Below are 13,577 nucleotides of genomic sequence, written 5' to 3'. Positions count from 1 at the left end.
TCGAGGTTATGCATAGCGCTCCACAAGGACGAAACTGCGTCCCTTTTTGGTTTCCCGCTCTTTGCCGCGGTAGCAGAATTTTCCGAATCCGCGCACGGAGACGATATCGCCGACGTGCAGGGCGTGTCCGGGGTTTTCAAGTGTGCGGGAATTGACAAAGACGCGCTCCGCGGCAAAGAGCCGGGCGCTTTCGCTTCGGGAAAGCCGGTAGACGGCGCCGATGACGGCATCCGCGCGTTCAGAGGGCACGTTGACGGCCTGCGGCACAAGTTTGGGCGCAAGTGATTCGGGACAGGTCTCCAGAATCCGACAGACAACCGGCGTGTGCCGGACAGTCTCCAGTGTTTCTGCAAGAAACGGCGCGACAGTGTCTTTGGAGAAGAGAATGCCGGTGTTTTCCCGGACGAAAAGGTCGCCGAGGACCTCGCGCCGGACGCCGAGATGCATTGCCGCGCCGAGAAAGTCGCGGTGCGTCAGCGCGTCGGAGAATTTTCCGTTTTTCGGCGCAATTTCGACGCAGCAGATGGGAAAAGGCTGGTCATAGCCGGTTTCCTCCTCGGAGCCGAAACGGATCATCTGCCGTTCACAGGCGGGATGGCCGCCGAAAAGCGAGAAGGCGCTTCCGGCAAGCTCTCTTCGGAGCGAATCGAAAAGCGCCTGTTCAGCCGGAGAGAGAAAGTCCGAAAAGGTGTAGATGCCGCGCGAGCGGGAAGTTTCGGCAAGTTCCAGCAGGCGTTTTTTGAGCAGAGTATCGGATTCGAGCAAGGAAAATCCTCCTTTTTGCCGGATTTGCAAGAATAATTTATTATAACACAAATTTCGCAGGAAACCAAGGCGGGCCTTTTCTGAACCAGCGCGCAGAGAGCGCTTTTGCCCAGCGCAGACGCGCGGTGTGTTCTAAAAAATCCGCTCCCAGGTGCCGGAAATCAGCGGCGGTTTGCAATAAAAAAGAAAAATAAAACAGATTTGGCGTTTTTGGGGAGACGTTTTGCAGGCCGTTCGGTACAATGAAACCAGAATTTCAATTCTGGCTCTTGGGAAAGACCATGAAGGAAGGAGAACCGATGATGATGCATCCAAACAAACTTGACCTGACCCTGTTCTCGGAGGAGGCCCCAGCGGCTTCGGGACCCCCCGCTCCGGTCGGCGGAGCCGGCGCATCCGCAAAGTCCTCTGCACAGGAAGCTGCTGCGGCGCCGCAGCAGACAAAAAAATCCGCAGAAGGCAGCGCCTGCCGGGAAAGCTTTGAAGCCCTGATCCAGGGAAAATACCGCGAGGCGTTTTCCGAGCGGGTACAGGGGATCATCGATCGCCGGTTCAAGGACCTGAAGGCGCTCAAGGCGCGCGCAGAACAGCTTGAGCCGCTCCTCGAGCAGCTGCGCGGGCAGTATGGCGCCGCAGACAACGACGCGCTTCTGCGTGCATTGCAGGAACGCACTCCGGAACCCGGAACTCCGGAGGCTCTTAAAGAAGCAGCAAGCCCGGAAGATGGACAGCCCGGCGGGAATCGGTCCGAATATGAGGGCGGCTTTTCGAAATGGAAAAGCGATATTGCAGCCGCACAGAGGCGCTATCCGTCTTTCCGGATTGCTGCGGAGTGTCAAAATCCGGTGTTTGTCCGGCTGATGCGCAGCGGGATCGACGTCACAACTGCGTACGAGTTTATCCACCGCGGGGAGCTGCTCGGCAAAACCGTGCAGGAAACCGCAAAGCTTGTCCGGCAGAGCGTCGGGGAGGAGATCCGCACACGCGCCATGCGGCCGGAAGAAAACGGCATTGGCGCGCGCAGTGCGGCAATCGGACGCCCGGATGCCCGCCGGATGTCGCGGCAGGAACGGGAATCCATTTCGCGCCGCGTCCTGCAAGGAGAAAAAATTACATTCTAAATGGAACGAAAGAAAGCGAGGATTACGCATGAACAACATCCATTTTTTGCAGCTGTTTGCTGACAACACCATGACGACCGAAACTGCGGGCCTGAGCGATGAGATGAAGGCTTATTATGAGATGCGGCTGATCGACAATGCAGAGCCGAATCTCGTCCATGACCAGTTCGGGGACAAATATCCGATTCCGCAGAACGGCGGCAAAACCATTGAATTCCGCAAATACAGCCCGCTTCCGAAAGCGCTCAAAGGCCTGACGGAAGGCGTTACGCCGGATGGCAGCAATCTCGAAGTGACGGCGGTGACTGCCGCAGTCAATCAGTACGGCGACTGGGTGCAGCTTTCGGATCTTTTGGAACTGACCGCTGTGGACCGCAACGTCGAACAGTGCACCAAGCTTCTCGGCGCGCAGGCCGGCCGCACGCTCGATACGATCACGCGTGAGGTGCTCTGCGGCGGGACCAATGTCCTCTATGCACCGAAAAAAGCTTCCGACGGTACCGAGACGGAAATCACCTCTAGAAAAGATCTGACTGCGGACTGCAAGCTGACGACAGATCTTGTATTCAAAGCTGCAGCGCAGCTCAAAAGCATGAACGCGAATCCGATCGACGGCGCGTATGTTGCGATTGTCCATCCGTATGTTGCCTATGACCTCATGCGCAGTGCGGACTGGATCGACGTGCACAAGTATGCGGACCCCGAAAGCCTGTTTACCGGCGAACTCGGCAAGCTCGGCGGCGTGCGTTTTGTTGAATCGACGGAGGCGAAGATCATCGGGCCTACGGATATTTTCCCCGGCGTTCCGCGTCTGACGCTCAAAACAGCCCTGGATTCTACGGGCAGTACGGCGCTTGTGCTCAGCGAGAGTGTTTCTTCGGAAGAAGCGGCAGCGCTCACAGAACGGCTTAAAACGGAAACGGTCAAAATTTATGTTGGCGGCGAAGAGGCTACGGTCGCGTCCGTCACCGCGGGCAGCGCCGGATCGGCAAAACTGACGGTCGGCAACGCGGTTAAGGATAAGGCTGCGGGGACGCTCCTCTGCGGAACCGGCGCCGGAAAAGACGGCAGCGCCGTGTTCTGCACGCTGATGCTCGGCGCCAACGCATATGGAATCACAGAAATCCAGGGCGGCGGTCTGCAGCATATTGTCAAACAGCTTGGCTACGGCGACGACCCGCTGAATCAGCGTTCTTCCTGCGGGTGGAAGGCGACGAAGGCGGCCAAACGCCTTGTCGAGGCGTACATGGTGCGCGTGGAGTCCGCAAACAGCTATTCTGCAAAAGCAAAGTCGAACTGAGAGAAAGGGGCGGCAGGATGAAACGACAGCAAACTGTAAAAATCCGGTTGTTTAAGGACACCGGAGAGTACCGCGAACCGGTATTTGTCGCCGTTAACGGAGAGAGTTATCTCATCCGGCGCGGGGAGGATGTCGAGGTGCCGGACTACATTGCGGAGGTACTGGAGGCTTCCGCACGGCAGGACGCCGGAACGGCTGCGCTGATCGAAGCGCGGGAGACGCGCTATGCGGAAAGCGCCGGTCCGCGCCGCAGATAACGGGAACACGGAAATCTGCGGGGTGGCGCGCTTCCGGTGCCGGAAACACGCCGGGCGCATCGCTCCCCGCAGGCCCCGCCCCCTTGATTGGACGGACGCCGCAGAGCCCGAATGCCGGAACGCCGAGGGCGTCCGCGGCTGCGGTCGGTTTGGCTGCAGCTGGGATCCGGTGCGTCCGTCCAATGCGCGCGGAGGCGCGCCCGCGCAGAATGCGCGGCAAGGGGGTGGGAGCTTCCGGTATTCCACGATGCCCCCGCAGCCCGCGCCCGGCGGCTACCGGGGGGCGTACAGAAAAGGAGGAATAAGCCATGACGTTGCAGGAAATCCTGGCAGCCTGTGACCGGATGAAGCCGAATGCCTGTCCGGAGCAGGAAAAACGCCGCTGGCTCTCAGAGCTGGACGGCCGCATTTACCGGGAACTGCTCGCGTGCCACGAAGGTGCGCCCGAAACGTTCTCGGGATACGATATGCAGACCGCAGGCGGCACGGAACTGCTGGTGCCGGACCGGTACGCGGAGCTGTATCTTTATTATCTTTCGGCACAGATCGATTTTGTCAATGCGGAATTTGTCCGCTATAACAATGCGGCGGCGCTGTATAACACAGCCTATGAGGCGTTTGCGAATGCCTATCACCGGGAACACCGGCCGCTGCAAACCCATACGCTCAAAAGGGGAGGATTGCGATGAAATTTCCGCGCTTGCAGGCTGCTGCAGTGGAAACCGGAACGTATACGGCGTTCGGCGGCTATCGGCACACGCCGGACGCCGGCGGCGCACAGTTTTATGAGATGGAAAACCTGTCCGGCAGAGCATACCCGGCCGTTTCGCCGCGGCCGCAGCGCGGAAAAATCACCGCGCTCCAAAAACCGAACGGCCTGTTTGCCAAAAGCGGGATCTGCTGGGTGGATGGGACAAAATTTTATCACAACGGCGTTTACCGCGGGGAGGTCTCCGACGGAAAGAAGCAGTTCGCCTCGATGGGAGCCTATGTCCTGATTTTTCCGGATAAGAAATATTACCACACTGTCAGTCAGGAGTTCGGCAGTCTGGAAGCGTCTTTTACGACAACCGGACAGGCGGCGCTCACCTTTTCCGACGCCGCTGGAACGCAGTACACAGGCCAGACCATTTCCGCCGCTGCGCCCGCAAATCCTTCGGACGGCGATTTCTGGGCAGATACCGGCAGCACCCCGAATACACTGCGGGTGTATTCCGCACAAAATGCGGAGTGGCAGGCTGTCGCGACAAGCCACGTGAAAATTTCAGCAGCCGGTATCGGCGCGCTTTTTTCCGCTTATGAAGGCGTCACGATTTCCGGCTGTAAGAATGCGGCTTTTAACGGAGAATTTGTGCTGACCGCCTGCAGCGAAAATGCAATTGTTGTCGCAGGCGTGCTGGAGGAAGTCACCGCGCAGACCGACCCGCTCACCATCACGCGTACCGTGCCGGATCTCGATTTTGTGACCGAGAGCGCCAACCGCCTGTGGGGATGCGCTTCCTCGACGCGGAGAATCTATGCCAGCCAGCTTGGAAACCCGAAAAGCTGGAATGCATTTTCCGGACTTTCCACCGACAGCTACGCGCTGACCGTCGGTTCGGACGGCGATTTTACCGGTGTGGCGTCGCACCTCGGATCCGTATTGTTCTTTAAAGAGGATCGGATCCACAAGGTGTACGGCACCAAACCCGCCAATTACCAGGTGACGGATCTGTGCGCGCCGGGCGTCGGAAAAGGCAGCGAAAAAAGCCTTGCCGCTGTAGAAAGTACGCTCTTTTACCAGGGACGCGACGGCGTTTACGCCTATGAGGGCGCCATGCCCTACCGGGTCTCGGAGGACCTCGGCGCCGTCCGGTATCACAGCGGCGTCGGCGGCGCTTCGGGCGGCCGGTATTACCTTTCGGTGTGTGCGGAAGCCTCCTTTGATCCTTATGGGATTTCAGGCAGCCGCAAAGCAGCCGGAACCCATCTGTTTGTCTATGACAAGCGCACTTTACTTTGGCACCGCGAGGATGCCGTCCGGGCGCTTGGCTTCGCCTATACGCACGGGGAGCTCTATTTTCTGGATGCCGACGGGAATCTTTGGAACACAGAAGGCAATCTGTCGCTTTTTGAGGGCGGAACAGCCTATTGTGACAGCAGTGTCCTGGAATCTCCGGTCGCGTGGTCGGCGGAAACAGGGGACCTCTGCAGCGGGCTGACCGAACGGCGGTATCTTGAAAGGCTGCAGCTTACCGCTGCGATGGAGCCCGGCGCGACGCTCTCGGTCGCCGTTTCCTGCGACAGCGGCGCGTGGGAGACGGCGGCTTCTCTGGAAAGCAATACGCTGCGCACCGTGGCAATTCCGTTATTGCCAAAACGGTGCCGGCTGTTGCGGCTTCGGATCAGCGGAACGGGGACGGTCCGGCTGCTTGCGCTTTCGAGACAGCTGGGAGAAGGGAGTGAACGGGGATGATCGATTTTCAGCTGCCGCAGATTACCGGGCGCGAGACACAGGCGCAGCTGCGGGAAATCAAGGCGTATCTGTTTCAGCTTTCCGAACAGCTGCGGTTCGCGCTGGGGCATCTGGACGAGGAAAATTTCACGCCGGCGCTGCAGACGCAGTACCGCGCCGCCGTGCAGTCCGCGCAAAAGGCCGGGGCGGAAATCGAGGCCCTTGCCGGGGAGATCATCCGAAACGCTTCGCAGATTCGGAAGGATTGCGAAACTTCGATTTCGGAAAGCGAAGCCTCGATTCTGGCCAGCGTCCGGCAGCAATATCTTGCACAGAGCGATCGGGAGACCCTGCGGCAGGAGCTTCTTTCCAGCGTCGATTTGAGCGCGGAGGCGCTCGACGCTTCGTTCAGCCGAAAGTACAGCACGACCTTTGGCGATCTGCTTGCGGAAACGAAGGCGTTTTCAGAAGCAAAGGCGTTCTATCAGACAAACATCCGGCTCGACGCGGAAGGCATTCACATCCGCAAGGCGGAAAGCCCCTTTGAAGCGCTGTTTACCAACGACCGGCTGGCATTTCTGCAAAACGGTGTGGAGGTTGCCTATATCAGCGACAAAAAGCTGCACATCACCGAAGCCGGCATTCTCGACGGCATGACGGTCGGCGTTTCGGGCGTCACGCCGGTTTACCGTCTGGCAGCGTCTCCGACGGGACTCAATCTGACAAAGGAGGGATAGCATATGGCATCCGGAACTTTTAGCGTATCACCCAATTATGCACAGTTTACCGGCGAGGTGCGCTGGGAAAGCGTTCCGAACCCGGAGGAAAATACCTCCAGCGTGACGGTTGCGCTCTATCTGCGGATGGCGGAGGGATCGGGATCGCAGTACCGCGGATCCGGCCTGTTTAAGCTGGTCATCGACGGCAAATCCTATGCGGAAAAGAAGTTCTTTTCTGCCGAAGCAGGCAAAGAGACGCTCTGCATTTCAAAAACCGTAACGGTTGCGCATGAAGCGGACGGCACGCGCCGTCTTTCCATCCGGGTGCAGGGGGAAGTCTATTACGGTACGCCGACGCTGCAGCTTGTGCAGCAGGGGCGCACCGTTTCGCTCGATTGCATCCGGCGCGCCTCGGTGCTTTCCGCGCCGGAGGAAGGAACGCTCGGAGAAGCAGTCGCTGTGGAAATCACCGCCTACGATCCGGCATATACCCACACCTTAAGCTGGTCGTGCCTTGGAGAGAGCGGCAGCGTGCAGGCTGCCGCAGGCGCAGCGTCGGCGTCCTGGACGCCGCCCGAATCGCTGGCGGATCTTTGTCCGAACGCGGTGTCCGCGCCCTGTACGCTTCGGCTGCAAACCCATGCCGGAGACGAGACCATCGGCGTGAGCGAGACGGCAATCCGTCTGCAAATTCCCGATACGGCGGCGTTTCAGCCAACCATCGCTTCATTTACAGCCGCTCCGGAAAACGCCGAAGCGTATGCCGCCTGGGGATATGTGCAGGGCGGGCCGGGCGCGGTCCTCACCGTTTCCGGCGCACAGGGCGCGCACGGCAGCACCATCGCTTCGGTGACGGTTGCGGGTCTCGGCGCACCGGATGCAGCAACCGGAACATGGGCGACCGGAACGCTCAGCGATGCGGGGGAACGCCAGTTCACCGCGACCGCGGCAGATTCCCGCGGCCGGACAGTCAGCGCGACCTGCACAATTTCTGTCTCTGCTTACCGGAGTCCGGCGGCGGTTTCGCTGCGCGCTGTGCGGTGTTCCTCGGACGGGGAAGAGCGCGGCGACGGCAGCTGCGTCAAGGTGACGGCCAATTTTCTCTGTTCGCCGATCGGCGGCCGGAATACGGCGTCCGGCATGGTGACCTGTCCGGTCTGGACTGCCGGCAAACCGGCCGTAAGCGGCGTGCCGTTTGTGGCGGAAGGGCCGTTTTCGCAGGAGGACTCCTACACGCTGACACTCACCGTCAGCGACAGCTACGGCGGCGCGTCCGATACCTGCACAGCAGTACTGCCTGCGTCGCAGGCAATTTTAAGTGTCACGGCAACAGGAAAGGGGATCGGCGTCGGCAAATATGCGGCGTCTGACAATCTTTTTGATGTGGCATGGTCCGCACAGTTTCGCGAAGGCGTACTGCTTCCGAACGGCAAAAGCCTGCAGTCAGCGCTTGGCGACGGCACGGCGGCAAATCTGCTGCTGCGCAATTCTGCGAACAACATCTGGATCGGCACCGAGGACACCGGCTCCGCCGAAAAGCAGGGGAACATCTATTTTGCGACTAAATCGACAGGAAACGCCTATATCAGCCGCGAAAAAAGCCGCAGCCGGATGCTGGACTACGGGTTTGTCCTGAAAAAACTGTGGAGCGGAAGCTTTAGCAGCGACGGGGAGTCGATCACGGTGCCCGGTATCGGCGATTATGCGCTCTTTCTGCTCAGTGTGTCCGGCGGATCGACGCCGGTGCTCGGCATGAAAAACGGATCGGTTTTGCGGGGAATCGGCGGATTTGCTTCCGGGTCCAAGCTCTGGGTCAATACGGTGGGACTTACCGTTTCCGGCGAGACGCTTTCCTATGGATCGGCCGCCGTCGTTTCCGTCAACGCAAGCGGGACAACCTACAGCGCCGGAAACGCGCTGACCGCCATTTACGGGATTGTATAAAGGAGGAATGACAGTGAAACTCGATCTGGACGCACAGGGGTATGTGCGCGGGTATACGGATTCCGGAGAAGCGACGGGCGTCGACTATGACGGCGTCGTTCCGGATGATTTCGCAGAAACCTGCCGAGACTACCGCTATCAGGACGGCGCCCTGCTGCTCGACGCCGAACGGGCTGCGCAGAGAGCCGCGTCAAAAGCGGAATTTGCAGAGTGGGAAGCATTGCTTTTCTGGTTCCGGTGGTACGACAACCAGTGCATGCAGTATCAGCGCGCCCAGCGGCAGCAGACGCCGTTTGACCGCGATATTGCGGCTTTGGACGAGCAGGCGGCGGTTTCCCAGGCACGGATCCGTGCCCTGGAACAGAAATATGGAGGGAGGATGCAAGATGGCGAAGAAGCAAACTGAGGGACTGAAAAAGCGGGATTCTCTGGCAAACAGGATCGAATTCCGGCAGGGGAAATTCACGCTTCCTACGGTGAAAGCAAAACCGGCAGAAAAACCGCTTGCAGATTTGGCGGTCAAGGGAACCAAACCGAGCGGCTATCGGCCTTCGCAGGAACAGAAAGACCTCGAAAGCTGGCTCAAGGGGGCGGGCGCGAAAACGCCGAACTACCACAGTCAGTACGAGGACGATCTCGAGGCGCTCTATGCGGCCGTCATGGAGCGGCCGGACTTTCAGTACGATTACCAGTCGGATCCGCTCTATCAGAGCAGCAAGGACCAGTATTTGCAGGCGGGCCAGCGGGCGATGCTGGATACCATGGGAAACGCTTCGGCGCTGACCGGCGGGTATGGTTCTTCGTACGCGTCGACCGTAGGCAGCCAGGCCTATCAGAATTATCTCGGCCAGATGCAAAATCTGCTGCCATCGCTCTACGACCGCGCTTATACGCGCTATACCGATGCGGGTAAGGCGCTCTCCGAAAAGCTCAGCACAGTGCAGAAGCTGGAAAATGCCGACTACGCGCGTTATCGCGATCAGGTGGCGGATTACTATGACGATCTGAACTTTTACTACAAGCAGTACAAGGATCTTTCCGACCGGGAATATCAGCAGTATCTCGACAATATTGACCTCTGGATCAAAAATCGGGATTACTACTATAAAAAGGAACAGAACGCGCAGAAGCTCGCGTACCAGAAGGCCAAAGACAAAAAGAATTATGATTACAAAAAGCAAAAAGACGAGCGGGATTACCTGCTGCGCCTGCAAAAAAGCAAGTAAGAAAGAACCGTTGTTCGGAAATCCGCATAGGATGAACAGGAAGGCCAAATCAACTGGCGTCCAGCGGATGCGGGTTTCGCATTTGGGTCGCCTTTTTTAAGGGGATGCCGAAAAATAGATGTATGATAGAAAGAAGGGATCAGGATGCAGATTAACTGGAAAGTCCGGTTTCGGAACAAGGCGTGGGTTACGGCGTTTGCGGCGGCAATTCTGACGCTGCTTTACGATTTGCTCGGCATGTTCGGTGTGGTTCCGGCTGTCGATCAGGATGCCGCATCCAAGATTGTCCTGATGCTGATTAAGTTTTTGGTGATGGTCGGCGTGGTGGTCGATCCGACCTCCAGCGGCGTGACGGATTCCGCAGCGGCAATGTCTTACCAGTCGCCGAACTGTATTAAATGCATCAAAGCATGCGGCAAGGCCTGCGCGGAATCATCCGAAGATCCAAAAGAAGCGCAATCCGATCAGAACACCGGCGAAACACCGCCGGAAGCATAGCGGAAAACGCAGCCTCTCCAAACGCGATGTGCGGAGGCTGCGTTTTTTCCTGTTCAAACGCTGTGAACGGCTATTTCCCAAAAGGCGCGGAATGCAGCGGGAAGCGCATCGAAAAGCTGCCGGAGAACCAAACTGCAAAATTCATGGAAATGGAGTTTTCGGCACAAAAGGCATTTTCGGTGAAACGCCCGTGCTCGGAAACCGAAAAGCCATGCCGCAGGGTCGCCTTTGAACGCTGCGGCGGAGTGATGATCTGCAGCGTTTGCAGCATGTCAATTCATGCGTCATTTTCTGTATAGAGCGTATTGACCGCATGAAACGGGTACAGTATAATAAAAATCAGAAATGATTTCCAAAATTCGGGCGGTTTTCAGCTCTTTCTGCAAAACATATGGCGTATATTCTGCGAGAACCGGCAGCGCAGCGCTTTGACGGGAAAGCAGCGGGCAATTTCCTTTTTTGCACGTTTTGGTGCTGGTTCCAGTCTGCAAAGGCGGAATGCATGCAGCTTCCCAGTTTTGCGCCCGTGACGGATGGAAGCATCCGATGCAGCGCGCTTCCGCAGGAAATCGTCTCGGCGCGTGCCCGGGGGATAAAACGCCGGAAGCGCCTGAACCTCGAAAGCAAAATGTCCCAGAAATTCTCGGCTGCGGCCGAACCCGCAATTTTAGATTTTACCAAAAGCTGAAATCAAAAAGATAGGATGCGTGACGATGAAACGTGAACAAAAACGGCTAATTCTCATTCTTTCAGCGGCAGTGGTTGCGATTTGCCTGTGCGTGAAATATTTTTCGGAGGTCATCGGGTTCTTCAAATGGCTCATTCTCGGTGTGATGGGGCCGCTTCTGGTCGGAATCGCCATTGCCTATATTCTCAATCTGCCCATGCGTACGTTTGAGCGGTTCTATTTTCCGCGCTCGACGAAAAAACTGGTTCTGAAAACCAGAAGGCCGGTCTGCATGCTGCTTTCGGTGCTTGCCGTGCTGCTGATTTTGCTGGGCGTTGTGATGCTGGTGGTGCCGGAGCTGATTTCCAGTATCTCCCTCCTGATTGAAGAGATCCCGCCGATTGCCGAACAGGTCTATCAGTGGGCGCTGGGAAAATCTGCGGAGCTGCCCGCTCTGCAGGAAATGCTTCGCGACGCCAATATCGACCTGTCCGGCGTGCTGAAAAAGCTGCTCGATACCGTGGCGATCGGTACCGGAGACATCATCAATTCCGTCATTGCGCTGCTTGTTTCCATTTTCGGCACAGTGACCGATCTCGTGATGGGCTTCATTTTCGCACTGTTCCTGCTTTACAACAAGGAAAAGCTGCAAAATCAGGCTGCGCGCTGCCTGCGTGTGTCCATGAAGCCTGCGCGTGAGGCGCGTCTGTACCATGTGCTGCGCACGGCGAACGCGTCCTTTTCGAGTTTTATTGTCGGACAGTGCACAGAAGCGGTCATTCTCGGCGTGCTTTGTATTCTCGGCATGCTGATTTTCCGGTTCCCGTATGCGATGATGACCGGTACGGTCGTCGGCGTGATGGCGCTGATTCCGATCGTCGGCGCGTATGTCGGTGCTGCGGTCGGCACATTTATGATTTTTACAGTCGACCCGCTGCAGGCTGTATTTTTCCTGATTTTCCTCATCATTTTGCAGCAGATCGAGGGCAATTTGATCTATCCCAAAGTGGTCGGTTCGTCCATCGGCCTGCCGGGCATGTGGGTGCTTGCTGCAGTGCTCATCGGCGGCGGACTCGGCGGAATTGCAGGCATGCTGGTCGGCGTGCCGTTGGCGGCGACGCTTTATAAGCTGCTGCGCGAGACGGTGCAGAAACGCGAAAAATCCATGCAGCATGCGGAATCTGAATCCGGCAAGCGGCCGGTATCCGCAGCAGAAATTTTCGGCAGATCGAAAAAATCCCTTGATGAACAGGAACCTGCCGCAAAGCCGGATGCCGCAGAGCAAGCCGATGCGCCGCAAGAGAGCGCAGACGCCGGAGCGCCGGACTCAGAATCGGCAGCCGTCGAGGAAAATGCCGTGTCGGCGCAAAAATCCACCGATCAATAGGAAAAAATACGGTGAGACCGGATGCCGAAGAGCAGCCGCGCCGCAAGAGAGCGCAGACGGCAAACCGGAAGCATTATGCGCATCGTGCCGGAACGGCCGGATGCGGATCTGTGCGGTGGAGGCCGACGCGTTTCCGGTGAAAGCTCGCCGGCGTTCGGCTTTTCGATTTCCCAAATGCGTGACCGCCGCGCGGCAGAGCATCTCACAAAAGCGTGCATTTGCGCATGATGCGGCCCTGCGCGGCGTAGGACAGGCTTTTCCGCAAAAAAGCGAAACCCGCCGCGCCGCAGCTGGCGCTTTAAAGCCGGGATGCTGATCGCATGCGGCCGATGTGCCGCATAAAAAACAGTGTATCGCAAAGCAAACGTTTTTCGGGCGAACGCACAGGAACGCAGGATTCCTGCTTCGACTGCGGATGTTTTGAAAACGCGGTTACTTGCATCATCCAACAATAAAAAATCAGGAGCCGAAAGGAAAAGGGGAGACTTTTATGGGTTGGCTAATTGCACAGGGCGCGATGATGGCAATCGGGCTTTTCATCGGGTTTATTTGCTTTGTGATCGGGCTGTTTGTCGGACATATTATCCTGTTTGACAGTATTGCCCTCGGCATTGCCGCCGGGGTATGCTGCAATCAGTTTACCGCCATCCATCCGGCGTTGTGTCTTGTGATCGGCATTGCATCCTTTCTGCTGTTTTTTTGGCTGCAAAATACCAGAGTGGGTTTCTGGATTGTCGGCGGCGTGCTCACGCTTTGCTATGCGGCGCTGTTTGGGCTGCTGGCATATTTTATTGCAGAAAACGATCCGATCTGGGGTTGGGTAATTTTCGGACTGGCGTTCCTCATCGTCGGGACGTTACATAGGCGCGCGCGGAACTGCTGATCCGCCCTTTCGCCGCATGCGACTGCTTCCGGTTTTTGGAAAAGTCCGCGGATGTGCTGCCCTCCGCCGCATCCGTTCCGGCATTTTGAAAAGCATGTGCCGCAAGCTGCACAAAAGCCCGGCTGTATCGGAAAACCGGAAACACGCAGTTTGCGGTCCTTCTGCACTTTGAAAGCCCTTCTGTATTCGAAAGCGAAGGTGCAATCGCGCAAAACACATATCCAAACACAAAAACGCTCTGGGTCGCCCCAGAGCGTTTTTTGTATCCCGAAAACCACTCGCTGGGCGAGTGGTTCAAAAGAGGCTTCTGCCGATGAGGCAAAATAAAACTCCCTCTGTTATAGTAGAGATGCGGTCTGGCAGCTGCAAACTACAA

14 protein-coding genes are annotated in these 13,577 nt (G+C 57.5%); 13 read left to right on the top strand and 1 reads right to left on the bottom strand.

Annotation, left to right across the window (positions count from 1 at the left end):
• Positions 1-6: 6 nt before the first annotated feature.
• Positions 7-765, bottom strand: coding sequence for a YlmH/Sll1252 family protein (locus tag IAG03_RS05115; protein ID WP_249318766.1), 759 nt, complete (start codon positions 763-765; stop codon positions 7-9).
• Between the two features lie 242 nt (positions 766-1,007).
• Here IAG03_RS05115 and IAG03_RS05110 point away from each other — a divergent pair, with 242 nt between their 5' ends.
• From IAG03_RS05110 to IAG03_RS05050, 13 genes are all read left to right on the top strand, one after another.
• Positions 1,008-1,886 (top strand): hypothetical protein, encoded by an 879-nt coding sequence (locus tag IAG03_RS05110; RefSeq protein ID WP_249318765.1) that lies wholly within the window; start codon positions 1,008-1,010, stop codon positions 1,884-1,886.
• A 28-nt stretch (positions 1,887-1,914) separates the two neighbouring features.
• Positions 1,915-3,186 (top strand): N4-gp56 family major capsid protein, encoded by a 1,272-nt coding sequence (locus tag IAG03_RS05105; protein ID WP_249318764.1) that lies wholly within the window; start codon positions 1,915-1,917, stop codon positions 3,184-3,186.
• 17 nt (positions 3,187-3,203) lie between these two features.
• Positions 3,204-3,443: a hypothetical protein gene (locus IAG03_RS05100; RefSeq protein WP_249318758.1), complete on the top strand. Its 240-nt coding sequence runs from the start codon at positions 3,204-3,206 to the stop codon at positions 3,441-3,443.
• A gap of 308 nt (positions 3,444-3,751) precedes the next feature.
• Entirely contained in the window at positions 3,752-4,132 is a 381-nt protein-coding gene (locus IAG03_RS05095; protein WP_249318757.1) for a hypothetical protein, read from the top strand.
• Entirely contained in the window at positions 4,129-5,898 is a 1,770-nt protein-coding gene (locus tag IAG03_RS05090) for a hypothetical protein (RefSeq protein WP_249318756.1), read from the top strand. Before IAG03_RS05095 ends, IAG03_RS05090 begins: the two co-directional genes overlap by 4 nt.
• Positions 5,895-6,614, top strand: coding sequence for a hypothetical protein (locus IAG03_RS05085; RefSeq protein WP_249318754.1), 720 nt, complete (start codon positions 5,895-5,897; stop codon positions 6,612-6,614). The genes IAG03_RS05090 and IAG03_RS05085 overlap by 4 nt, the downstream gene beginning before the upstream one ends.
• Before the next feature lie 3 nt (positions 6,615-6,617).
• Complete coding sequence (locus IAG03_RS05080) at positions 6,618-8,540, top strand: DUF859 family phage minor structural protein (protein ID WP_249318752.1); 1,923 nt, start codon at positions 6,618-6,620, stop codon at positions 8,538-8,540.
• Positions 8,541-8,553: 13 nt separating this feature from the next.
• Positions 8,554-8,946 (top strand): hypothetical protein, encoded by a 393-nt coding sequence (locus tag IAG03_RS05075; protein WP_249318750.1) that lies wholly within the window; start codon positions 8,554-8,556, stop codon positions 8,944-8,946.
• Positions 8,927-9,766 (top strand): hypothetical protein, encoded by an 840-nt coding sequence (locus tag IAG03_RS05070; protein ID WP_249318749.1) that lies wholly within the window; start codon positions 8,927-8,929, stop codon positions 9,764-9,766. Before IAG03_RS05075 ends, IAG03_RS05070 begins: the two co-directional genes overlap by 20 nt.
• Positions 9,767-9,910: 144 nt before the next feature.
• The gene (locus IAG03_RS05065) at positions 9,911-10,264 is read left to right on the top strand and encodes a phage holin (protein WP_249318747.1); all 354 of its coding nucleotides are present in this window, start codon (positions 9,911-9,913) and stop codon (positions 10,262-10,264) included.
• Positions 10,265-10,766: 502 nt separating this feature from the next.
• Positions 10,767-10,952: a hypothetical protein gene (locus tag IAG03_RS05060; RefSeq protein WP_249318746.1), complete on the top strand. Its 186-nt coding sequence runs from the start codon at positions 10,767-10,769 to the stop codon at positions 10,950-10,952.
• A gap of 25 nt (positions 10,953-10,977) precedes the next feature.
• Positions 10,978-12,318 carry an AI-2E family transporter gene (locus IAG03_RS05055; RefSeq protein WP_249318744.1) on the top strand — a complete coding sequence of 447 codons (1,341 nt, stop codon included), beginning with the start codon at positions 10,978-10,980 and terminating at the stop codon, positions 12,316-12,318.
• A gap of 490 nt (positions 12,319-12,808) precedes the next feature.
• Positions 12,809-13,201: a hypothetical protein gene (locus IAG03_RS05050; RefSeq protein ID WP_249318743.1), complete on the top strand. Its 393-nt coding sequence runs from the start codon at positions 12,809-12,811 to the stop codon at positions 13,199-13,201.
• The last annotated feature ends 376 nt before the right edge of the window (positions 13,202-13,577 follow it).

It is taken from the genome of Yeguia hominis (assembly GCF_014384705.1).
GTDB classification, from domain to species: Bacteria; Bacillota; Clostridia; order Oscillospirales; family Acutalibacteraceae; genus Yeguia; species Yeguia hominis.
Note: the sequence above shows the minus strand (reverse complement) of the source record. Positions and strands in the feature narration are given on the sequence as shown.

Excerpts from the sequence above, each read along its gene's own strand:
- IAG03_RS05110 (WP_249318765.1), top strand. The coding sequence starts at position 1,008 with ATGAAACCAGAATTTCAATTCTGGCTCTTGGGAAAGACCATGAAGGAA.
- IAG03_RS05105 (WP_249318764.1), top strand. The coding sequence starts at position 1,915 with ATGAACAACATCCATTTTTTGCAGCTGTTTGCTGACAACACCATGACG.
- IAG03_RS05100 (WP_249318758.1), top strand. The coding sequence starts at position 3,204 with ATGAAACGACAGCAAACTGTAAAAATCCGGTTGTTTAAGGACACCGGA.
- IAG03_RS05095 (WP_249318757.1), top strand. The coding sequence starts at position 3,752 with ATGACGTTGCAGGAAATCCTGGCAGCCTGTGACCGGATGAAGCCGAAT.
- IAG03_RS05090 (WP_249318756.1), top strand. The coding sequence starts at position 4,129 with ATGAAATTTCCGCGCTTGCAGGCTGCTGCAGTGGAAACCGGAACGTAT.
- IAG03_RS05085 (WP_249318754.1), top strand. The coding sequence starts at position 5,895 with ATGATCGATTTTCAGCTGCCGCAGATTACCGGGCGCGAGACACAGGCG.
- IAG03_RS05080 (WP_249318752.1), top strand. The coding sequence starts at position 6,618 with ATGGCATCCGGAACTTTTAGCGTATCACCCAATTATGCACAGTTTACC.
- IAG03_RS05070 (WP_249318749.1), top strand. The coding sequence starts at position 8,927 with ATGGCGAAGAAGCAAACTGAGGGACTGAAAAAGCGGGATTCTCTGGCA.
- IAG03_RS05065 (WP_249318747.1), top strand. The coding sequence starts at position 9,911 with ATGCAGATTAACTGGAAAGTCCGGTTTCGGAACAAGGCGTGGGTTACG.
- IAG03_RS05060 (WP_249318746.1), top strand. The coding sequence starts at position 10,767 with ATGCAGCTTCCCAGTTTTGCGCCCGTGACGGATGGAAGCATCCGATGC.
- IAG03_RS05055 (WP_249318744.1), top strand. The coding sequence starts at position 10,978 with ATGAAACGTGAACAAAAACGGCTAATTCTCATTCTTTCAGCGGCAGTG.
- IAG03_RS05050 (WP_249318743.1), top strand. The coding sequence starts at position 12,809 with ATGGGTTGGCTAATTGCACAGGGCGCGATGATGGCAATCGGGCTTTTC.